Origin of the sequence: Geodermatophilus saharensis, assembly GCF_900188205.1 — a bacterium.
Lineage (GTDB): Bacteria > Actinomycetota > Actinomycetes > Mycobacteriales > Geodermatophilaceae > Geodermatophilus > Geodermatophilus saharensis.
Map to the genome: position 1 here is coordinate 189570 of NZ_FZOH01000007.1, position 20207 is coordinate 209776.

Genomic DNA, 20207 nt, shown 5'->3' on the forward strand with positions numbered 1-20207 from the left:
GCGCCGTCCGGCCGGGGTGCCGCGGGGTCCGGTCAGGGCCGCCACTCGCCGGTGACGACGACCACCAGGCCGGGGTCGGCCACGCCGGGCACCTCGAAGAAGCGCTCCGCCGGGCCGCCGACCACGCCGGGGAAGGCCGCCATGAGCTGGACCGCCGACTGGCGCTGCTGCTCGTCACCGGCGCTGACGAAGACCGTGGTGACGGCGACGCCCGGTCCCTCGTACTGGCCGATGCCGTTGGACTCCCAGCCCTGGGCGCGGAAGGCGTCGGCGGCGTCGCCGGCCAGGCCGCTGACGTCGGTGGCGTTGAGCACGGTCACCGGGACGCGGACCGGCGTGCTCGGCGCCTGCGCGACCGGGGGCAGCGGTTCCACCGACAGCTCCGGGAGGGCGCCGCTGGGCGCGGCGACGCCGGCCGGTGCCGAGGTCCGGGTCGGCGTGCTGGTGGAGCCGGCCTCCTGCGTCGCCGAGGAGGTGAAGCTGTACACGCCGAGCACCACCAGCGCGACGACGACGACGGCGAGCAGCGCCGGCACGGTCCGGCCCCGGCGCGGCGGGGCGTCGTCCTCGGCGGTCGCCGCGGCCCGCAGCGCGGCGCGGGAGACACCGGCCCGGCGCGCGGCCTTGCGGCGCTCGGACTCCATCGCCTGCCGCTCGGCCTCGCGCGCCTGCCGCTCGGCCCGCAGCGCGGCGCGGTTGCCGACGACGCCGGTGTCGCTCGAGAGCCCGGTGGGCGACCCGGTGGGCGGGCCGGTGTCCGGCTCCGGCGCACGGGTCCGCTCGCCCCGCCGGACACCGCGGTCGGGGATGGCCTCGGTCAGCGGTGCGGCGGCGCGCCCGTGGGTGATCTCGCGGTCGGGGATGGCCTCGGTCAGCGGGGCCGCCGCCCGTCCCCGGGCGATCTCGCGGTCGGGGATCGCCTCGGTGGCCGGGGCGGCTGGTGGGGCCGAGGACGCGGCGGCCTGCGGTGCGCGACCCGCGGCGGCCGGGCGGGCCGGCCGGTCCCACGGGTCCAGCGGCGCGGCGGCCGGCGCGGGGGTGTCGGGCTGGGGGGTCGGCACCGCCTGGAAGGGCGCGACCGTGGTGAGCGGGGCGGCCGGGCGGGCCGGTGCCGCGGGCGCCGCCGCGGCCTGCGGAGCGGGCGGGGACACCGACGGCGGCGCGGGCAGCCGCGCGGCGGTCGGCGGGACGAGGGGCGGGGCCGCGGGCCGCGCGGGTGCCGGCCGCTGCGGGACCGGCGCCGGGCGGGCGGCCCGCTCGACCGGCGCGGGAGCCTGGCGGGTGGCGCCGGCGGCCGGCGGGCGGACCCACGCGCCGGGGCGCGCGGACTCGGCGCGGCGTTCCGGCTGCGGGGCGGGGGCCGGCTGCGCGGCGCGGTCCGGCTCGCCGGTGCGAGCGGGGACCGCGGGCCGGCCCGGCCGGCCGGTCAGCGGGCGGCGGCGGTCGGTCTCGTCCCCCAGCAGTGCGTCGCGCCGGCGCTCGGCGCGGCTGCGCAGCGGCCCCGTCAGCGTCGGGGAGTCGCTCCAGTCGGTGTCGTCGAGCACGCCGGCAGCGTCCGCGCCGGGCTGCCCGGGAACGGGGTCCGTGCGCCGGCGTCCACCGGCCACCGGGGCGGACGGCCGGTCCGGTTGGTCACCACCTGACGCCGCGTGCCTGCCCACGGTGACCAAATCTAGATGGCCGACGGGTCCTTGCCCAGGAGGGACGGGGAACGCCGCTGGCGTCGGGCGCTGCGCAGGCGGCGCAACCGGCGGACCAGCAGGGGGTCGGCCTCCAGCGCGGCCGGGCGGTCGACCAGGGCGTTGAGCACCTGGTAGTAGCGAGTCGGGGGCAGGCCGAACTGCTCGCGGATGGCCGTCTCCTTAGCGCCCGGGTGGCGCCACCACTGCCGCTCGAAGGCCAGCATCTCGTGCTCGCGCCGGGTCAGGCCCGCGGGCTGCGCGGGCTCGCTCCCGGACGCCGTGCCCCCCGGCGGGGAGACCGCGGGGACGGGGTCGGGGGTCATGGGAGGGTCCGTTCGATCGGGGGGAAGCCGTCACCGACGACGGTATGCCCGCCGGCCGACGTTTTCAGCGTGTCGCGCCCGCCGTCAGGCCGCCGCCACCACCCGCTCGGCCGCGGCCCGGCGACCGGCCGCCCGGGCGGTGCGCAGGCTGTCGACGGTGAACACCGCGAGCGCGGCCCAGACGATCGCGAAGCCGACGAGGCGGGCGGGCGGCATCGGCTCGTGGAAGACGAAGACGCCGATCGCGAGCTGCATCAGCGGCGTCACGTACTGCAGCAGCCCGACCGTCGACAGCGGGATCCGGCGGGCGGCCGCGGCGAACAGCAGCAGCGGCACCGCCGTCGCGACCCCCGAGGCCATGAGCAGCAGCAGGTGACCGGTCCCCTCCGAGCCCGCGGTGCCCCGCCCGGTGGCCTGCAGCACGCCCAGGAAGACCAGCGCCGGCAGGAAGGCCACCGCCGTCTCGACGAACAGGCCGGGTGCGGCCTCGACGCGGACCAGCTTCTTGAGCAGCCCGTACCCGCCGAAGGTGGCGGCCAGGGAGAGCGCGATCCACGGGGGGCGGCCGTAGTCCCAGGTCAGGACGGCGACGGCGACGGCGGCCAGCGCCACCGCCGCCCACTGCAGCGGCCGCAACCGCTCGGCGAAGACGACGACGCCCAGCAGCACGCTGACCAGCGGGTTGATGAAGTAGCCGAGCGAGGTCTCGACGACGTGACCGGAGTTGACCCCGTAGACGAACACCAGCCAGTTGGCGGCGATGAGCACCGAGGCGCCGGCGAGGACGAGCATCGTGCGGCGGTCGGTGACCGCGGCCCGGACCAGCGCCCAGCGGCGCAGCGCGGTCAGCAGCAGGGCGATGAACAGCAGCGACCAGACCACCCGGTGGGCGACGATCTCGACGCCGCCGGCGGGCTCGAGCAGCGGGAAGTACAGCGGGAAGCAGCCCCACAGCAGGTAGGCGGACAGACCCGCCGCCGTCCCCAGCCGCCGCTCGTCCACGAGCGGCAACCGTACCCGTGGCCCCCTTGCCCCCCACCGCGAGCCTGCGAGTGGTGGGGGGCAAGGGGGTCCTCCATCAGCCGGTCTGGATGTAGTCGACCAGGTGGGCGCGCTCCTCCTCGAGCTCGTCCAGGCGGGCCTTGACGACGTCCCCGATCGACACGATCCCCAGCAGCCGGCCGTCCTGGGTGACGGGGACGTGCCGTACCCGCAGGTCGGTCATCGTGCGGGCCAGGTCGTGCACCGAGGCGGTGGGCGGGCAGGTGTGGACGTCGGCCGTCATCAGCGCCGACACCGGGCCCTCGAGCACCGGCGGACCCGACGCGTGCAGCCCCCGGACGACGTCGCGCTCGGAGACGATGCCCTCGACGGTGCTCCCCGTCGAGGAGACGACCAGCGCGCCGATGCCGTGCTGGGCGAGCAACGTGAGCGCGTCCCGCACGCTGGCGGCGGGGTCCACGGTGACCACGTCGGGACCCTTGCGGCGGAGCAGCTGGGAGATCTGCACGGGAGCCTCCTCACCTGTCGGTGCGGCAGTCTCCACCCGGCCGGGACCGCGGGGCAACGCCCCCGGGCGTACGGGACGGAACCGTCCCCACGGGTGGACGGACGGGCCTACCGTCGACGTGTGCGCACCACCCGGCACGACGCCCCCACGGCGGCGTCCCCCTCGGTCCTGCAGTGGCTCCGCTACGCCTTCGGCGGCGGTCTGCCGCGCGACCTGTCGGCCTGGGTGCTGTCGGACACCACCCGGCCCGGGTGGGTTCGCCGGCACGTGACCCGCTCGCTGGTTCAGCTCTCGCCGCTCGTCGTGATCTGCCTGGTCGCCGTCCCCATGGCGCTGGCCTACCGCCTGACCGCCGCCTTCGGCGGCCTGCTGGTCGGGCTGGTGTACTCGCTGGCCTTCATGGTGGAGACCACCGAGCACCGGGTGGCCAAGGCCGGCTACCCCGCCGGCACCGCCGCCCGGCTGCGCGAGGAGCGTGCCGAGCGCCGCCGCAGCGCGCGGGTCGAGGAGCGCTTCCCCTACCGGGTCGGCGGGTCGGGCAGCTTCGACTGAGCCGACGGGGGGACTCGAACCCCCAACCGCCCGATTACAAGTCGGGTGCGCTACCAGTTGCGCCACGCCGGCGAGACCCGGGAACGAGTCCCGGGACAAGGATAGGGACACCGCACGGGACGACTCCGCCGTGTCGGGTGCCGTGGTCCGTCCGCCGCCGGCGCGGACTGGACCACCTGTCCGTCCACACCGCCGCGGTAGGTCACCGGTCTGCGGGCGCCAGGGCGGGCAGCGTGAAGCGGCCGTCAACGGGCACGACCTCCGTGAGCGAGCCGGGAGTCAGCGATAGCAGTACGAATCGCTGGACGCGTCGCCGCCCTGCAGCCGTACCTGGTGCGGCCGCAGGCCGCGCCAGTCCTCGCCGTGCGGGAAGAACCGCTCGTCGAGGGTCATCCCGCCGGCCTGGGGGTCGGTGTCCATCTTGGCCATCCAGGAGCCGGTGCCGGCCGGGAAGAACTGGTCGTCCCAGGCCCCGTACAGCGAGTTGGTGACGTAGATCCGCCTGCCGTCGCGGCTGACCTCGACCATCTGCGGGCCACCGGCCAGCGGCTCGCCCGGGGCCGCCGGGTGCGCGGTCCGCCGGACGATGCCACCGAGGTGGACCGAGCCCACCTCCCGTGGCGCCGCCGGGTCGGTGACGTCGTACTGCTTGAGCTCGCCGATGCCCCAGCAGGACACGTACAGCATCCGGTCGTCGACCGACAGGTCGATGTCGGTGACCAGCGGCGGCACCGCCGAGAACGGCTTGAGCGCCGGCGGCAGGTCGTCCGGGTCGGCGGGCTGGGCGGGGATCGTGATGACCTGCTCGGCCTTCCACTCCTCGCCGTCGCGGAACCAGCGCCACACCGACGCCGACAGGTCCGCGGTGGAGACGACGACCCCGACGAAGCCCCAGGTCTCGTCCGGGTCGTGGGAGGGCCGCAGCTCGAGCACCATCTGGTGCTCCGCGCCGAGGTCGACCGTCTGCCGGTGCCGGCCCTCGGCGAGGTCCCAGAAGTGCAGTGCGTGGCCGTACTCCCCGCCGAGGAGCAGCTCCGGGACCAGCCCGTCCTCCACCATCGCCGGGGTCCCCCACTCGCTGGAGACCAGCGTGTTCTGGTTGAGGTGCCACCAGGCGTCGTAGGCCAGGTACTGCGGGCCGCGGTCGGTCTCCCAGGCCCGCAGGACGTCGAAGGTGCTGTGGTCCAGCAGCGCGATCCCACCGGGGCCGCCGTCCCCCTCGCCGCTGCCCAAGCAGGTGAGGAAGACGCCGTCCGGGCCGCAGTGCAGCGTGTGCGGCCGTGAGTAGCCGGCCTTCCCGGCCAACTCCTCCGCCGCGATGGTCTTGTGCAGCCGCGGCGAACGCGGGTCGGGGTGGGTGTCGTAGACGTGCACGTTCGAGCTGCGCAGGCCGGGCAGCAGCAGGTAACGGCGCTGCAGGCCGTCGTGGCCCATGTCGTGGCCCTCGTGCTGGAGCGCGCTGGAGCAGGCGTTCCAGCCGAAGTGGTGCAGCTCGTCGCCGACCGTGGGCAGCTCCGCCCAGCCGACCAGTCGTCCGTAGGTGGCGGAGTCCGGGTCGGTGTCGACGACGGTGAGCGCATCCGGTCGCTGTCTGGCGCGGTCGAAGGCGACCACGTAGGCCAACTGCTCGGTCGGCGCGGCGATCGCGTCGGCGGCGCTGCGGTAGAAGGTGGGATCCGTCCGGTGCGTCGACTCGCTCATCGTCGGCCGCCTCTGGCTCGCTCGTCCTCCGGGGCAAGTCTGCGACGCTCGCGACCGACTGTCCACGGGCCACGGCCCGCTCGGCCGCCCGAGGACGGCGACGCGCCCTGACGGACTGCCCCCGCCCACGGGTTGCCCGGCCGCCAGACGTGGCGGACGTCGGGCTCGCGCTCCTCGTTGTCCGAGCCGTCGGTCTCCTCGACGGCGCGGAACCCGTGCCGCTCGTAGAACCGCCGCGCGGGCGCGTTGACCTGGAACGTCCACAGCTGCAGGCCCGCGGGCTGCCGCCGCTTGGCCAGCTCGACGAACCGGTCACCGATCCCCCGCCCGCGCCAGGCGGGGTCGAGGTACAGCTGGTCGAGCCAGCCGTCGGAGAGCGCGAGGAGGCCGACGACGGCACCGCCGGCCTCGGCCACCCACGTGTCGTGCCGCGGCACCAGCACGTCGCGGACCCAGCCGCGGACCTCGTCGTCGGTGTGCGCGCGCCGCACCGTCGGCAGGGCGGCGGAGAAGGAGCGCGACCACACCCCGGCGATCGCCGCGGCGTCCGGGGGGACGGCGGGGCGCAGGACGACGGGATCGGCGGGCACGGCGCACGAGGGTGCCAGGGCGGCGCGCAGGACTCGACCGGGTTGGGCTCCAGCCGCACCCCTCCCGGCCGATCCTGACGGTGTGGCACCGACCGACGACGAGGCCGCCCTCCTGCCGCTGGACCGCTCCCAGCTCGACGCGCTGCGGGAGCACGTCGAGGCGCTGCTCGGGGACGGGGGCTGCGACCAGACCCGCCGCGCCACCGACGCCTGGGCCGCGAGCCACGGCGTCGCCCTCGACCGGCTGCACGAAGGCCTCGAGGAGTTCGGCGGGTTCTGCGACTGCGAGGTCGTGATGAACGTCGACCCGGCCGTCGTCTTCCCCGTCGCCGGTCAGGCCGCGGAGGGCCCCTCGCTCAGGTAGCCGGCCGGGTCGGTGCGCGGCGAGGCCTCGGCCAGCCAGCGGGCGAACCCGGCGGGGTCGCGGCGCTCGAGCTCGTCGAGGGTCTCCTGGCGGCGCCGCACGATCGACTGCCGCGCCGCCGGGTGCAGCTGCCCGGCCAGCGCCGTCGTCGTGCTCAGCCACTCCCGGCCCAGCGCCGCGGTCGACAGCGTCGCCACCGGCGGCAGGTAGGTGACCGTGCCGACGGTCTCCCCCGGCCGGGCACCGGTCAGCGGCGAGGGGGCCGCGGCGGGCGGCGCCCCGCCCGCGGCCCGGGCGGCGGGCGGGCTCGCGTCGCGCCGCGGCGGGCGCCCGGTGCGCAGCAGCCACAGCCCGAGCCCACCGACGGTGAGCACGGCGCCGGCGAGCACGGTGAGCACCGGTCCGCCCACCGCCGCCGTCCCGGACAGGAACAGCAGCACCCCGATGGTGGCCGCGCCGACGCGCCAGGCCGCCTCGAGCGGAGAGCGGCGGTCGAGGATCCCGAGGTCGGCGCGCGGGTCGACCGCGGACTCGCGGGCCACCCCGGCGGCCAGGCAGGCGGTGACGACGGAGGCCAGCCCCACGGCGAGCAGCCCGGGGGGTCGCAGCGCCAGCCCGCCGACGACGGCCACCGCCGCCGCGGTGAGGGCGGCCAGCCCCAGGAGCAGCCGGGCGGGGACTCCGCGGTCGGACACGAGCAGCCTCCAGGGACGCAGGCCGGGCAGAGGTCCCCACCCGCTCCGCGAGGACCGGCCGGGACCCCCCTCTACCCAGCGACGGTCCGGGCGCACACCGTGCACGGCGTGTCGCGGCGCGCCCGGCAGGATCGCCGCCCGTGGGGACCTCCGTCGTCGAGCTCGGCCCGCGCCTGGTCGTCGTCCTGGTGCTCCTCACCGGGCTGGCGGCGGCCGGCGGGCGGCTGTCGGGGCTGGGTCAGGAGCGGCCGGTGGTGGTCGCCGCGCTGCGCGCCACGGTCCAGCTGGCGGCGGTGTCGGCGGTGGTGCTGCTGGTGGTGGGTTCGCTGTGGCTGTCGGCGGCGTTCGTCGCGCTCATGGTCACCGTCGCGGCGGGGACCGCGGCCGGGCGGGTCACCGGCCTGCCGCTGCGCGCTCCCGGGACGGCCCGGCGGACGGCCACGGCGGCGCTCGCGGTGGCCGGCGGCGCGCTGCCGGTGGTCGCGCTGGTGCTGGCCGGCGGGACGGTGCCGCTGCGCGGCGAGGCGGTCGTCCCGGTCGCCGGGATCCTCGTCGGCGGTGCGATGACGGCGACGTCGCTGGCCGGACGGCGGCTGCGCGAGGAGCTCACCACCCGCCGCGGCGAGGTCGAGGCCGCGCTCGCCCTGGGCCTGCTGCCGCGCGACGCCGTCCTGGAGGTGGGCCGCCACGCGGCCGCCACCGCGCTCCTCCCGCCGCTGGACCAGACCCGGACCGTGGGGCTGGTCACCCTGCCCGGCGCCTACGTCGGCGTCCTGCTCGGCGGCGGCAGCCCGCTGGCCGCCGGCGCCACGCAGCTGCTCGTCCTGGTCGGCCTGCTGGCCGTGCAGGTGGCCGCGATCTGGATCGTGACCGAGCTGGTCGCCCGCGGCCGGCTGCTGCCCGGCCTCCCCCGCTGACCGCGCCCAGACACCTCACAGCCGACCCGCAGCGCCCGGTCAGACGCCCGGCCGACAGTCGGTCCCGAGGCGGCGGAGCGCCGCCACGCGAGGAGGACCACCACCATGAACGGCACCCCGTACCCGACTCCCCAGCCGCAGCAGCCGGCGCAGCCGCAGCAGCCGGCCGGTGCGACCCCGGGGTGGAACCCGCCGCCGTCCGGCGGCTCCTGGCACCCGGCGGCGTCCACCGGCACCGCCACGCTGCCACCGCCCGTCGCGCCCCCCGTCGGGCCGCCCGTCGCACCGCACGCCCCGGAGGCGCGCCGCGCCGGCCGGCTGCGCATCGGCGTCGCGGGCCTGCTGGCCGGCGCGCTCATCGGGGGCGGCACCGGGGCCGGCGTGGTCGCCCTGACCGACGACGGCGGGAGCGGCGGCAGCGGCGCCGCCCCGGCCCAGTCGGTCGTGATCCAGGACCCGGAGAACGCCACCGCCGTCACCGCGGCCGCGGCCAAGGCCGCGCCGAGCGTGGTGACCGTCTACGTGACCAGCGGCTCGGGCTCGGGCAGCGGCTCGGGCGTCGTGCTCACCGAGGACGGCTACGTGCTGACCAACGACCACGTGGTCAGCCTCGACGGCAGCACCACCAGCGCGGCCGTGCAGGTGCGCACCGCCGACGGCACGCTGCACGACGCGACCGTCGTGGGCACCGACCCGACCTCCGACCTGGCCGTGCTCCGGCTCGACGGCGCCAGCGGGCTGACCCCGGCCACCTTCGCCGACTCCGACGACGTCCAGGTCGGTGACCTGGCCGTGGCCATCGGCGCGCCGCTGGGCCTGTCCGACACCGTCACCGACGGGATCATCAGCGCCACCGACCGCGCGGTGGCCACCGGCTCCACCCAGGACGACGCCACCGTGCTCGACGCCCTGCAGACCGACGCCGCGATCAACCCCGGCAACTCCGGCGGCGCGCTGGTCAACGCCTCGGGCGAGGTCGTGGGCATCAACACCGCCATCGCCTCGGTCGCCTCGGGCGCGCCCGGCTCGTCGGGGCAGAGCGGCAACATCGGCGTCGGCTTCGCCATCCCGAGCAACGTGGCGCAGCGCATCGCCCAGGAGATCATCGACACCGGCACGGCCACCCACGCCGTCCTCGGGGTCCGCGCGCAGACCGCCACCGACGGCGCCAACAGCGAGGTCGGCACCGGCGCGCAGCTGGCGCAGGTCGAGCCGGGCAGCCCCGCCGCGGACGCCGGGCTGCAGGCCGGTGACGTGGTGACCGCCGTGGGCGACCGCGCCGTCACCACCTCCACCGAGCTCACCGCCGCCGTGCGCAGCTCCGCCCCCGGCGACCGGGTGACCCTCACCGTCGAGCGCGGCGGGCAGACGACGACGGTCGAGGTCACCCTCGGCGGCAGCGCCGGCTGACCCGACGGCCACCTCCGACACCCTCCCGGGCCGCCCTAGGCTCGGGAGGGTGTCGTCGTCCTGGAGACCCCCGGTGAGCGTCCCGCTGACCTCCTCGCTCGACGACCCCGCCCGCGCCGAGGGGCTGCGCCGCATGAAGCGGCTGGCCACCGGGTTGTTCGGGCTGGCCGCGGCGGTGTTCCTGGCCTGCGTGCTGATCGGTGAGGACGCCGGCGCGTGGGTGGGGTACGTGCGGGCCACCGCCGAGGCCTCGATGGTCGGGGCGCTGGCCGACTGGTTCGCCGTCACCGCGCTGTTCCGGCACCCGCTGCGGATCCCGATCCCGCACACCGCGATCATCCCGCGCAAGAAGGACCAGATCGGCGCGAGCCTGGGCACCTTCGTGCAGGAGAACTTCCTGACCCGCGCCGTCGTCGAGGACAAGCTCGCCACCGTCGACGTCCCCCGCCGGCTCGGCGACTTCCTCGTCGCACCCGGCCGCGCGCAGCGGCTGGCCGGCGACGCCGCCGTCGCGCTCACCGGGGTGACCGACCTGCTCCGCGACGACGACGTGCAGCACGCCGTCGCCGGGCTGGTCGACCGCAAGCTGCACGAGACGCCGGCCGCGCCGGTGCTCGCCCGGGTGCTGGAGCTCGTGGTCGACGGCGACCGGCACCAGGAGGTGCTCTCCGCGGCGCTGCGGTACCTGGCCCGCTTCCTCGAGGAGAACCGGATCGTCTTCCGCGCCCAGCTCGGCGACGCGTCGCCGGCGTGGGTGCCCGACTGGGTCGACGACCGGGTGTTCGACCGTGTCTTCGCCGCGCTGCAGGGCTTCCTGCACGAGGTGGGCGCCGAGCGCGACCACGAGCTGCGGCGGGTCTACGACGCCCGGCTGCGCGCCTACGTGCACGCGCTGCGCACCGACCCCGACACCGCGGCGAGTGTCGAGGCGTTCAAGAAGCAGCTGCTCGAGCACCCGGCGGTGCGCACCTGGTCGTCGTCGCTGTGGACCAACGCCAAGACGGCCTTCCTCGCCGCGGCCGCCGACCCCGACTCGGAGCTGCGCGCCCGCGTGGCCGGGCTGATCGTCGACGCCGCGAGGCTGCTGCAGACCGATCCGCGGGTGCGCGAGCGGGTGCAGCGGCAGTCGGTGCGGGTGGCCGGCTACCTCGTCGAGCGGTTCGCCGGCGACCTCGCCGACGTCGTCGGCACCACCGTGGCGCGGTGGGACACCGAGGAGACCAGCCGGCGCATCGAGCTGCAGGTGGGCCGTGACCTGCAGTTCATCCGGATCAACGGCACCGTCGTCGGCGGGCTGGCCGGGCTGGTCATCTACAGCGTCGCCCAGCTGCTCGGGTGAGCCACCGCCCGCGCCCCGTCCCCGTCGAGGTCGCGCGATCTCGACGGCGTGCGGAGGGTCAGCCGCGGGCCTGCGCCGCCGCGTAGAGGGCGATGCCGGCGGCGACGCTGACGTTGAGCGACTCGGTGTCGCGGGCGATGGGGATGCGCACGACGACGTCGCACCGCTCGCGCACCAGCCGCGACAGGCCGGTGCCCTCGGCGCCGACGACGAGCGCGACGGGGTCGGCGAACCCGTCGTACTCGTGCAGCTCCATGTCCCCGTCGCCGGCCAGGCCCACCGTCTGCAGGCCGGCGTCCTGGTAGGACGCGAGCGCCCGGGCCAGGTTCACCGCGCGCGCCACGCGCAGCCGGGCGGCCGCACCGGCGCTGGTGCGCCAGGCCGAGGCGGTCATCCCGACCGCGCGCCGCTGCGGCACGACGACGCCGTGCGCGGCGAACGCGGCCGCCGAGCGCACCACCGCGCCGAGGTTGCGCGGGTCGGTCACGCCGTCCATGGCGACCACCAGCGGCGGGCGGCCGGAGTCGCGGGCGAGGTCGAGCAGGTCGTCGGGGTGGGCGTAGTCGTAGGGCGGGACCTGCAGGCCGATCCCCTGGTGCAGCGCGCCGCCCGACATCCGGTCGAACTCGGCCTTGCCGACCTCCAGCAGCGGCAGCCCGCGGTCGCCGGCCAGCTGCACGGCCTCGGCGACCCGCTCGTCGGTGCGGGTCGCGTCGCCGGTGACCACGTAGAGGGCGCTGGCCGGGATCTCCGCCCGCAGCGCCTCGACGACCGGGTTGCGCCCCAGCAGCAGCTCGGGCGCCTCCTCGGCACGCTGCCGGCTGCGGTCGCGCTCGGCCCGCCGCCGGGCGTCGGCCTGCGCGCGGCGCTGCGCCGGGTGGCCCTTGCGCATCTCGGCCGGCGGGGTGGCACCGCGGCCGGCCAGGGACCGGCGGTTCTTGCCGCCGGTGCCGGCCGTGGCGGTCTTCTTGCCGGCACCGCTCGTGCGGCCGCGGCGCTGGCTGTTGCCGGCCATCAGCGGGTCAGCTCCCATCGGGGTCCCTGCGGGGTGTCCTCGACCTGTACGCCCAGGGTGGCGAGCTGGTCGCGCACGGCGTCGGCCGCGGCGTAGTCCTTGCGGGCGCGGGCGGCCTGCCGCTGCTCGAGCGCCAGCCGCACCAGCCCGTCGGTGACCTCGGCGAGCCGGCCGTCGCCACCGCCGGCCCAGCGCGGGTCGAGCGGGTCCAGGCCCAGGACGCGCAGCATGGCGCGGACCCGGCCCAGGGCCGCGGCGGCCGCGGCGTCGTCCCCCTCGGCGAGGGCGGTGTTGCCCTGCCGGACGGTCTCGTGCACGACGGCGACGGCGGCCGGGGTGCCCAGGTCGTCGTCCATGGCCGCCCGGAACTCCCCGGGCAACTCGGCCGGCTGCTCGGCGCCCACCCGCTCGGCGGCCCGCTGCACGAACGACTCGATCCGCCGGAAGGCCGACCCGGCCTCCTCCAGCGCCGCGTCGGTGAACTCGATCGTCGAGCGGTAGTGCGGGGTGACCAGGTAGTAGCGCAGCTCCACCGGGCGCACCCGGCGGACGACCTCGTCGACCAGCGCGGTGTTGCCCAGCGACTTGCTCATCTTCTCGCCGCCGAGGGTGACCCAGCCGTTGTGGACCCAGTACCGGGCGAAGCCGTGCCCGGCGGCGTGCGACTGGGCCTGCTCGTTCTCGTGGTGCGGGAAGCGCAGGTCCAGCCCGCCGCCGTGGACGTCGAAGTCCGGCCCGAGGTAGCGCTCGGCCATCGCGGAGCACTCCAGGTGCCAGCCGGGCCGCCCGCGGCCCCACGGCGTGGCCCAGCCGGCGGTGTCGGGCTCGCCGGGCTTGTGCGCCTTCCACAGCGCGAAGTCGCGCGGGTCGCGCTTCTTCTCGTCGGTGTCGGTGTCGGCCGCGGGCTCCAGGTCCTCCATCTTCTGCCGGGTCAGCGCGCCGTACCCGGGGAAGGAGCGCACGTCGAAGTAGACGTCGCCATCGACGGCGTAGGCGTGCCCGCGCTCGACGAGCCGGGCGATGAACTCGACCATGTCGGGCACGTGCCCGGTGGCCCGCGGCTCGTAGGTGGGCGGCCGCACGCCCAGCGCCTCGTAGGCGCGGGTGCTGGCCAGCTCGTTCTCGTAGGCCCACGCCCACCACGGCACGCCGTGCTCGGCGGCCTTGGCGAGGATCTTGTCGTCGATGTCGGTGATGTTGCGGACCAGCGTGACCTCGGTGCCGTGGCCCTGCTCGAGCCAGTTGCGCAGCAGGTCGAAGACCAGCCCGGCGCGCACGTGCCCGAGGTGCGGCGGCCCCTGGACGGTGAGCCCGCAGACGTACATGGAGGCCTCCCCGGCCCGCAGCGGCGTGAAGTCGCGGACCGCCCGGGCGGCCGAGTCGTAGAGGCGGAGGCTCACCGCGGGGAGTCTACGGACCCCGCCCGGACCACCAGCGCCGTCGCGACCGCCGCCCGGCCCTCCCCCCGGCCGACCAGACCGAGCCCGTCGGTGGTGGTCGCCGTGACGCTCACCGGGGCCCCGAGGGCCGCCGACAGCGCCGCCTCCGCCTCCGCCCGGCGCGGGCCGAGCTTCGGCGTGGGCGCCACCAGCTGAACGACGGCGTTGCCCACCCGCCAGCCGGCGGCGGCCAGCGTGTCCCGGGCGTGCTGGAGGACGGCGACGCCGCGGGCACCCGCCCAGCGCGGGTCGTCGGTGCCCAGCAGCCCGCCGATGTCGCCCAGGCCGGCCCCCGACAGCACCGCGTCGGTGAGCGCGTGGGCGACGACGTCGCCGTCGGAGTGCCCCGCGCAGCCGTCGGCGCCGGGCCAGGACAGCCCGGCCAGCCAGCACTCCCGGCCGGCCTCGACCGGGTGCACGTCGAGGCCGAGCCCGACCCGCGGCAGCTCGGTCACCGGCCCACCTGCAGCCCGGCCAGGTGCAGGTCGTGCGGCACGGTGACCTTGGCGGCGCGCTCGTCGCCCTCGACCGTGCCGACGGCGACCCCGGCGGCGCGCACCACCGCGGCGTCGTCGGTCAGCTCGACCCCGTCCTCGAGCGCGGCGTAGGCGGCCACGAGCACCGCCCGGTCGAAGCCCTGCGGGGTCTGCACCCGCCGCAGCGAGGCACGGGGGACGGCGGCGGTGACGGTGCCTGCCTCGTCGACGACGACGGTGGTGTCGACGACCGGCAGCACCGGGACGACGGCCGGGGCGCCGGTGGCCAGGGCGGCCAGCACCCGGGCGACGACCTCGGGCGGGGTGAGCGGGCGGGCGGCGTCGTGCACGAGGACGGCGTCGGCGGCCGGACCGGCGGCGGCCAGGCCGGCGCGCACCGAGGCGGTGCGGGTGGCCCCGCCGTCGACGAGCTGCACGGTGCCGGGCAGCGCGGCGGCGAAGGCGGCCCGGTCGGCGGCCGGTACCGCGACGACGACCTCGGCGACCCCGCCGGCGAGCAGGCTCTCCACCGCCCACACGACCAGCGGCCGGCCGGCGAGCGGGACGAGCGCCTTGGGCAGGTCGGCCCCCAGACGCGAACCACTCCCGGCCGCTGCGACGATGCCGACAGCGGACACGGGAGTGGCCGGGTGGTGCGGGGGCGCGGAGGCGGAGCTCAGCTGGCGAGGACCTCGTCGAGCAGGATCTCGGCCTTGTCCTCGTTGGTGCCCTCGGCGAGCGCGAGCTCGCTCACCAGGATCTGACGGGCCTTGGACAGCATCCGCTTCTCGCCGGCGGAGAGGCCGCGGTCCTTGTCGCGGCGCCACAGGTCGCGGACGACCTCGGCCACCTTGTTGACGTCGCCGGAGGCCAGCTTCTCGAGGTTGGCCTTGTAGCGGCGCGACCAGTTGGTCGGCTCCTCGGTGTGCGGGGCCCGCAGGACCTCGAACACGCGGTTGAGCCCGTCCTGACCGACGACGTCGCGGACGCCGACGATCTCTGCGTTGTCGGCCGGCACGCGCACGGTCAGGTCGCCCTGGGCGACCTTCAGCACGAGGTAGGCCTTCTCTTCGCCCTTGATGACCCGCGTCTCGATCGCCTCGATCAGAGCGGCACCGTGGTGCGGGTAGACGACGGTCTCGCCGACAGTGAAGCCCATGTGTGTGTGACCCCTTTCGCTGTACCCAGGTTAGCACGGCAGACTGACGCCCGGAATGGCGCGGCGGCGGATATGCGCAGGTCAGAGGCCTGGTGAAGTCCGGGGAAGGGGTTGACAGAGGCGTGGTCGGTGTGCGTGCGCGGCCCGCCCGGGCGGCCTCGGCTCGGGCCCTCGTGCGCGCCACGCACGCACCTCCGGCGGCCGCGGTCACCGTCGTCGCGACCCTGCTGGCGGTGGCCGCGCAGGTGCCGCCGGCACGGGTGCTGCTCGTGGGGCTGGCCGTCCTCGCAGGTCAGGCGTCCATCGGCTGGAGCAACGACTGGCTCGACGCCGACCGCGACCGCGCCGTCGCCCGCGCCGACAAGCCCGTCGTGCAGGGCGCGGTCGACCCCGCCGTGCTGCGTGCCGCGGCGCTCGCGGCGGCCGCGGTCGCCGTCGTCCTGTCCCTCGTGCTCGGCCGGGTGCCCGGCCTGCTGCTGCTGGTGCTGGTCGCGAGCGGCTGGGCCTACAACGCGGGTCTGAAGCGGACGGTGCTGTCGGGACTGCCCTACGTCACCGGCTTCGGCGCCCTGCCGGCGGGGGTGGTGGCCGCCGCGCCCGGCGCCCCCCTGGCGCCGTGGTGGCTGCCGCTGGCGGGGGCGGCGCTGGGTGCCGCCGCGCACCTGGCCAACGTGGCGCCCGACATCGCCGACGACCTCGCCACCGGGGTGCGCGGTCTCCCGCACCGCCTGGGCGCGAACGGGTCGGCGGCGCTCGGCGCGCTGCTCCTGGGGGCCGCCACGCTGGTGCTCGTGCTGGGCCCGGACGGGCCGCCGGCGTGGTGGGGCTGGGCCGGCCTGGCGCTGGCGGTGCCCGCGGTCGCCGTCGCCGCGCTGGCCGGCCGGCCGGGTCTGCGGCGGCTGGCCTTCCCCGCGGTGCTGGTCCTGACCGTGCTCGACGTGGTGCTGCTGGTGCTCGGCGGGGCCGCGCTCACCTGAGCGCGGCCCCGCCCGGCGTCACTTCTTGCCGTTGCCGTTGCCGTTGCCGTTGCCGTTGCCGTTGCCGTGGCCGTTGCCGTTCCCGTTCCCGCCGCCGGTCGCGGCCGGTGCGGGGGCCGGGGCGGGCGCGGGCGCGGCGGCGGCCGGCTGCTCGGTGACCGGCTGGGCGGGCGCCCCGGCCGGCTGCCCGCCCTGGCGGTCGGCCTTCCGCTCGTCGTTGCGGTCGTGGGCCGCCTGGCTCACCTGCTCGCCGGTGACCCAGCCGTTGCGCGCGCCCTCGCTGACCCAGTGGCCGTGGGACTCCCCGGCGGCCGGGCCCGCGGCCCACTCGTCCTGGCTGCGCTCCGGCGTGGCGACGGGCTCGTCCTCGGCCGGCACCTCCTCGGTCGGCACCTCCTCGGTGGGGGTCCCCTCCGTGGGCACCTCCTCGGGGGTGCCCTCCGTCGGGACATCCCCGGTGGGGGTCTCCTCCGTCGGGACCTCCTCGGCCGGGGTGTCGTCCGCGGGCAGCTCGCCGGCCGGGGTCTCGTCGGTGGGCGCCTCCTCGGCGGGCACCTCGCCGGTGGTCTCGCCGGGCTCGAGGACGGCGCTGTCACCGGACTCGACGACGGCGGGCTCCTCGATGGCGGCGATGGTCGTCACCGTGCCGGTCAGGGCGACGGCGACGACGCCGGTGGCGGCGGCGGCCTTGGCGGCGACGCCGGCCGCGGCGATCTTGGCGGTGAGGGTGCTGAGCAGCATGCGGGGTCTCTTCCGTGAGGCCCGGGCGGGGTGCCCGGTCGTCCGCGTGGACGGTTGCGACTGGTCGGTGATCAGACCGGTCGCCAGGAGCTCGGCCAGGGCCGCGTTCGGCCGCCCGGGTGCGGTGGCGCAGGCCCGGACCGCGTCGGTGAACGCGGTCAGGTCCGGCGCGCCCGCGGGCACGGGACGGCCGGCGAGGCAGGCCGCGAAGGCCTCCTCGTCGGTCCGGGCGTCGGCTGGCGTGGTCATCTCGCTCCCGTCATCGCCGGACGGACGCGCAGGGGTGCGCCCGTCCCCGCGGTCTCACCCGGGCGGGTGGTGCCGGCCGGCTCGAGCTCGGCCCGCAGCCGGCGCAGACCGCGCCGCTGCAGCGCCTTGACCGAGCCCACGGAGCGGTCCATCACCGCGGCCACCTGCTCCACGGTGAGGTCGGCGAGCACCCGCAGCAGCAGCACCGAGCGCTGGTCGGCGGGCAGCCCCGCGCACAGCCGGTGCACGGCCTCGGTGCCCAGCCGGGTCAGGACGTCGTCCTCCACGTCGCCGCCGGCGGCCTCGGGCAGCAGGCCCCCGGCGTCGTCGGTGAGCTGCGGTCGCCGGCTGCGCCGGCGCCAGTCGTCGACGAGCCGGCGGTGGGCGATGGTGAACACCCAGGAGCGCAGCGCGTCCTCGTCCCCGCGGAAGCCGCCCAGCCCGCGGAAGACGGCGAGGAAGGTCTCGCTGGCGAGGTCGTCGGGGTCCTGCGCGCCGTGCAGCCGCAGGTAGCCGGTGACCGCCGGGGACAGGTCCCGGTACAGCACCTCGAACCCCCACGCCGCGCCCGCCTGGGCCGCCGTGAGGACGTCGTCGAACGCCGGTCCGACCGCCATCCGCACCTCCCTGCCGTCTCCCCGTGCGGGGGAGGCATCGGCAGGGACGCCGCGGAACTGGACCGCGGTCCCCCGATCAGGGAGGGCTGGTGCCGCGGGCGGTCTCCTGCTCGACGACCAGCGGGAGGTCGCGCAGCCGGTCGAGGCCCTGCAGCGGCCGGTGCATCCGCTGGTTGCCGGCCAGCCGCTCGCGGTTGCGGTCGAGGAAGGTCCAGTAGCCGGCGGTGTAGGGGCAGGCGTCCTCGCCCAGCCGCCGGCGCGGGTCGTAGGGGCAGCGGCCGCAGTAGTCGCTCATCCGGTCGATGTAGGCGCCCCCGGCGGCGTAGGGCTTGGTGGCCAGCGCCCCGCCGTCGCCGTGCTGGCTCATGCCGACGACGTTGGCCACCATCACCCAGTCGTAGCCGTCGACGAACGTGCGGTGGAACCAGTCGGTCGTCTCCCGCGGGTCGATGCCGCGCTGCAGCGCGTAGTTGCCCAGCACCATCAGCCGCGGGATGTGGTGCACCCAGCCGTCGCGGCGCAGGTCGCCCAGGACGCCGGACAGGCACGCCGCGTCGACCGCGGAGTCGTCGAGCTCGGCCATCCAGTCCGGCACCGGCTCGAGCGCCCGCAGCGCGTTGGCGTGGCGGTAGTGGCGGCCGAAGTGCCAGTAGGTGTGCCAGACGTAGTCCCGCCAGCCCATGACCTGCCGGACGAACCCCTCGACGGAGTTCAGCGGCAGGGGGTCGCCGTCGGCGGCCCGGGCGCGGGCGGTGGCCTCGGCGGCGCGCACGACCTCCAGCGGGTCGAGCAGGCCGAGGTTCATCGCCGGCGACAGCAGCGAGTGCGCCAGCCACCGCTCCTCGGCGAGCATGGCGTCCTCGTGCGGGCCGAAGACGCCCAGCCGGGCGGTCAGGAAGTCGTGCAGCCGGGTGAGGGCCTCCTCGCGGGTGACGGGGAACCGCCGCGGGCCGTCGTCACCGACGAAGGAGACCTCGCCGTCGGCCTCCCAGCGGTCGAGGTCGGCACGCACCTGCTCGTCGATCTCGTCCTCCGCCGGCCACCACGGCTCGGGCGCCGGTGAGCGGCCGTCCCGCGGCGGGGGCTCGCGGTTCTCCGGGTCGAGGTTCCACCTCCCACCGAGCGGCTCGGCGCCGTCCATGAGGACGCCGAGGCGGCGGCGGGCGTCGCGGTAGAAGTCCTCCATGAGCAGCCGGCGGCGCCCCCTGCCCTCCGCCCACCGGGCGAACTCGTCCTGCGAGCTGACGAACCCGCGGGCGGCCAGCACCTGCAGGCCGGGACGGGCGAGCACGAAGTCGCGGCTGCTCCAGGTGGTCGGCGCGCAGACGCTCAGCGGCTCCTCGTAGCGGTCCAGCGCCTCGGCGTAGGTGCCGACCTGGTGCAGGTGCGCCTGCTCGCCCAGCTCGGCGGCGCGGTGGCGCAGCGCGGAGAGCACCAGGTGCGCCTTCTGCCGGTGGAAGCGGCGGCGGGCGAGGACGGCCCTCGACTCGACGAGCAGCACCGGCTGGTCGGGGCGGTCGAGGAAGTGCGGGCCCAGCTGGTCGGCGAACAGCCAGCGCCGCGTGGCGGGCGACCGCTCGGGGAAGTCGGCGAGCGCGGGGTCGTGCTCCTCGGCGCCGTGTCCCGGGCGCTGCATCGGCTCCACCTCCCGGCGGACATGGTGGGTGGACCGTTAGGCTCGGCGCGACTCGGGCCATCGACGACACGGTGGCCGGCACGTGCTCGCTGGAGGTCGACCGCTGTGAACCGCGCCCTGCGCGCCGCCCTGACGGGCGCTCTCGTGATCAGCCCGGTCGCGCTCGGTGCGTGCAGCGCCGGGCAGGTGTCCCAGACCGGGACCCAGGACCGCGACAAGGTCGGCCCGCAGGCCCAGGTGGAGGACGTGCTCCTGCGCCAGGTGCTGCTCGCCTACCCCGACGAGGGCCTCTACGAGGAGGGCGACGACGCGACGCTCGTCATGACGATCGTCAACGAGTCGAACGAGGACGAGACGCTCACCTCGATCGAGGGCGAGGGCTTCTCCGGCGTGCGGCTCAGCGGCACCGGCCCGACGCCGTCGCCGTCGTCCCCCGCGGGGAACCAGCCGACCACCGCGCCGACGCCGGGCACCACCGGCGCCACCCCGGGCTCCCCGGCCACCCCCACCGGGTCCTCGGCGGCGAGCTCGGACCTGTCCCTGGAGATCCCCGCCGACACCGCGCTCTACATCGGCCGCGACGGCGACGCCACCATCACCCTCGAGGACCTCAGCGAGCCGCTGACGGCCGGGCAGAGCCTGAGCCTGACGCTCACCTTCGAGCAGGCCGGCGAGATCGAGGTCCAGGCGCTGGTGGGCAACCCCGACGAGGAGGTCGAGCGGGGCGAGGCCTTCGACTTCCACGAGGGCGAGGCCGGCGAGGCCGAGAACCCCGAGTCCGAGGAGGACACCCAGGCCGAGTGAGGCGGGACTGT

22 protein-coding genes and 1 tRNA gene are annotated in these 20207 nt (G+C 76.7%); 7 read left to right on the top strand and 16 right to left on the bottom strand.

Annotated elements, in window-relative coordinates:
• Positions 1-32: 32 nt before the first annotated feature.
• The 4 genes from CHC04_RS17375 to CHC04_RS24300 all read right to left on the bottom strand — a co-directional run bounded on the left by CHC04_RS17375 (position 33) and on the right by CHC04_RS24300 (position 3515).
• The gene (locus CHC04_RS17375) at positions 33-1544 is read right to left on the bottom strand and encodes a LytR C-terminal domain-containing protein (RefSeq protein ID WP_089405189.1); all 1512 of its coding nucleotides are present in this window, start codon (positions 1542-1544) and stop codon (positions 33-35) included.
• A gap of 128 nt (positions 1545-1672) precedes the next feature.
• Positions 1673-2005 carry a DUF3263 domain-containing protein gene (locus CHC04_RS17380; RefSeq protein ID WP_089405190.1) on the bottom strand — a complete coding sequence of 111 codons (333 nt, stop codon included), beginning with the start codon at positions 2003-2005 and terminating at the stop codon, positions 1673-1675.
• Positions 2006-2089: 84 nt separating this feature from the next.
• Positions 2090-3007 (bottom strand): EamA family transporter RarD, encoded by a 918-nt coding sequence (gene rarD / locus CHC04_RS17385; RefSeq protein WP_089405191.1) that lies wholly within the window; start codon positions 3005-3007, stop codon positions 2090-2092.
• Positions 3008-3083: 76 nt separating this feature from the next.
• Positions 3084-3515 carry a CBS domain-containing protein gene (locus CHC04_RS24300; RefSeq protein WP_176450066.1) on the bottom strand — a complete coding sequence of 144 codons (432 nt, stop codon included), beginning with the start codon at positions 3513-3515 and terminating at the stop codon, positions 3084-3086.
• Between the two features lie 120 nt (positions 3516-3635).
• On the opposite strand from CHC04_RS24300, the gene CHC04_RS17395 reads away from it, so the two are divergent.
• Entirely contained in the window at positions 3636-4067 is a 432-nt protein-coding gene (locus CHC04_RS17395; protein WP_089405292.1) for a DUF5313 family protein, read from the top strand.
• Here the strand turns inward: CHC04_RS17395 and CHC04_RS17400 are convergent.
• The 3 genes from CHC04_RS17400 to CHC04_RS17410 all read right to left on the bottom strand — a co-directional run bounded on the left by CHC04_RS17400 (position 4067) and on the right by CHC04_RS17410 (position 6358).
• A tRNA-Thr gene (locus CHC04_RS17400) sits at positions 4067-4139 on the bottom strand. The two genes, CHC04_RS17395 and CHC04_RS17400, sit on opposite strands and share 1 nt — an antisense overlap.
• A 207-nt stretch (positions 4140-4346) precedes the next feature.
• On the bottom strand, positions 4347-5768 hold the full coding sequence (locus CHC04_RS17405; RefSeq protein WP_089405193.1) for a selenium-binding protein SBP56-related protein: 1422 nt from the start codon (positions 5766-5768) through the stop codon (positions 4347-4349).
• Positions 5765-6358, bottom strand: a complete 594-nt coding sequence (locus CHC04_RS17410) for a GNAT family N-acetyltransferase (RefSeq protein ID WP_089405194.1) — start codon at positions 6356-6358, stop codon at positions 5765-5767. Before CHC04_RS17410 ends, CHC04_RS17405 begins: the two co-directional genes overlap by 4 nt.
• Positions 6359-6440: 82 nt before the next feature.
• Between CHC04_RS17410 and CHC04_RS17415 the strand changes: the two genes are divergently transcribed.
• Positions 6441-6722: a DUF2695 domain-containing protein gene (locus CHC04_RS17415; protein ID WP_089405195.1), complete on the top strand. Its 282-nt coding sequence runs from the start codon at positions 6441-6443 to the stop codon at positions 6720-6722.
• Here CHC04_RS17415 and CHC04_RS17420 read toward each other — a convergent pair.
• Positions 6692-7417: a hypothetical protein gene (locus CHC04_RS17420; RefSeq protein ID WP_089405196.1), complete on the bottom strand. Its 726-nt coding sequence runs from the start codon at positions 7415-7417 to the stop codon at positions 6692-6694. The genes CHC04_RS17415 and CHC04_RS17420 overlap by 31 nt on opposite strands.
• A gap of 140 nt (positions 7418-7557) precedes the next feature.
• Between CHC04_RS17420 and CHC04_RS17425 the strand changes: the two genes are divergently transcribed.
• The 3 genes from CHC04_RS17425 (at position 7558) to CHC04_RS17435 (ending at position 11083) form a co-directional block, all read left to right on the top strand.
• Complete coding sequence (locus CHC04_RS17425; RefSeq protein ID WP_089405197.1) at positions 7558-8334, top strand: ABC transporter permease; 777 nt, start codon at positions 7558-7560, stop codon at positions 8332-8334.
• Positions 8335-8439: 105 nt separating this feature from the next.
• Positions 8440-9744 (top strand): S1C family serine protease, encoded by a 1305-nt coding sequence (locus tag CHC04_RS17430; protein ID WP_089405198.1) that lies wholly within the window; start codon positions 8440-8442, stop codon positions 9742-9744.
• A gap of 73 nt (positions 9745-9817) precedes the next feature.
• Positions 9818-11083 carry a DUF445 domain-containing protein gene (locus tag CHC04_RS17435; protein WP_245817375.1) on the top strand — a complete coding sequence of 422 codons (1266 nt, stop codon included), beginning with the start codon at positions 9818-9820 and terminating at the stop codon, positions 11081-11083.
• Between the two features lie 58 nt (positions 11084-11141).
• Here CHC04_RS17435 and rlmB read toward each other — a convergent pair whose 3' ends face one another.
• Genes rlmB through CHC04_RS17460 form a run of 5 tightly spaced genes read right to left on the bottom strand, consistent with a single transcriptional unit; the run spans position 11142 to position 15172 of the window.
• On the bottom strand, positions 11142-12116 hold the full coding sequence (rlmB, locus tag CHC04_RS17440) for a 23S rRNA (guanosine(2251)-2'-O)-methyltransferase RlmB (protein ID WP_245817377.1): 975 nt from the start codon (positions 12114-12116) through the stop codon (positions 11142-11144).
• A complete protein-coding gene (cysS, locus tag CHC04_RS17445; RefSeq protein ID WP_089405199.1) occupies positions 12098-13498 on the bottom strand; it encodes a cysteine--tRNA ligase in 1401 nt (466 codons plus the stop codon). Before cysS ends, rlmB begins: the two co-directional genes overlap by 19 nt.
• Positions 13495-13992, bottom strand: coding sequence for a 2-C-methyl-D-erythritol 2,4-cyclodiphosphate synthase (ispF, locus tag CHC04_RS17450; RefSeq protein ID WP_089405200.1), 498 nt, complete (start codon positions 13990-13992; stop codon positions 13495-13497). Before ispF ends, cysS begins: the two co-directional genes overlap by 4 nt.
• Positions 13989-14651, bottom strand: coding sequence for a 2-C-methyl-D-erythritol 4-phosphate cytidylyltransferase (ispD, locus tag CHC04_RS17455; protein WP_089405201.1), 663 nt, complete (start codon positions 14649-14651; stop codon positions 13989-13991). Before ispD ends, ispF begins: the two co-directional genes overlap by 4 nt.
• 38 nt (positions 14652-14689) lie before the next feature.
• Complete coding sequence (locus CHC04_RS17460; RefSeq protein ID WP_089405202.1) at positions 14690-15172, bottom strand: CarD family transcriptional regulator; 483 nt, start codon at positions 15170-15172, stop codon at positions 14690-14692.
• A 173-nt stretch (positions 15173-15345) separates the two neighbouring features.
• On the opposite strand from CHC04_RS17460, the gene CHC04_RS17465 reads away from it, so the two are divergent.
• On the top strand, positions 15346-16149 hold the full coding sequence (locus tag CHC04_RS17465) for a UbiA family prenyltransferase (protein ID WP_245817379.1): 804 nt from the start codon (positions 15346-15348) through the stop codon (positions 16147-16149).
• A gap of 18 nt (positions 16150-16167) precedes the next feature.
• Here CHC04_RS17465 and CHC04_RS17470 read toward each other — a convergent pair whose 3' ends face one another.
• The 3 genes from CHC04_RS17470 to CHC04_RS17480 form a co-directional block, all read right to left on the bottom strand.
• Positions 16168-17139, bottom strand: a complete 972-nt coding sequence (locus CHC04_RS17470) for a hypothetical protein (protein ID WP_089405203.1) — start codon at positions 17137-17139, stop codon at positions 16168-16170.
• Positions 17136-17756 (bottom strand): RNA polymerase sigma factor, encoded by a 621-nt coding sequence (locus tag CHC04_RS17475; protein WP_089405204.1) that lies wholly within the window; start codon positions 17754-17756, stop codon positions 17136-17138. The genes CHC04_RS17470 and CHC04_RS17475 overlap by 4 nt, the downstream gene beginning before the upstream one ends.
• A 76-nt stretch (positions 17757-17832) precedes the next feature.
• Entirely contained in the window at positions 17833-19392 is a 1560-nt protein-coding gene (locus CHC04_RS17480) for a cryptochrome/photolyase family protein (RefSeq protein ID WP_089405205.1), read from the bottom strand.
• Between the two features lie 105 nt (positions 19393-19497).
• Here CHC04_RS17480 and CHC04_RS17485 point away from each other — a divergent pair, with 105 nt between their 5' ends.
• Positions 19498-20196 (top strand): copper chaperone PCu(A)C domain-containing protein, encoded by a 699-nt coding sequence (locus CHC04_RS17485; protein ID WP_089405206.1) that lies wholly within the window; start codon positions 19498-19500, stop codon positions 20194-20196.
• The last annotated feature ends 11 nt before the right edge of the window (positions 20197-20207 follow it).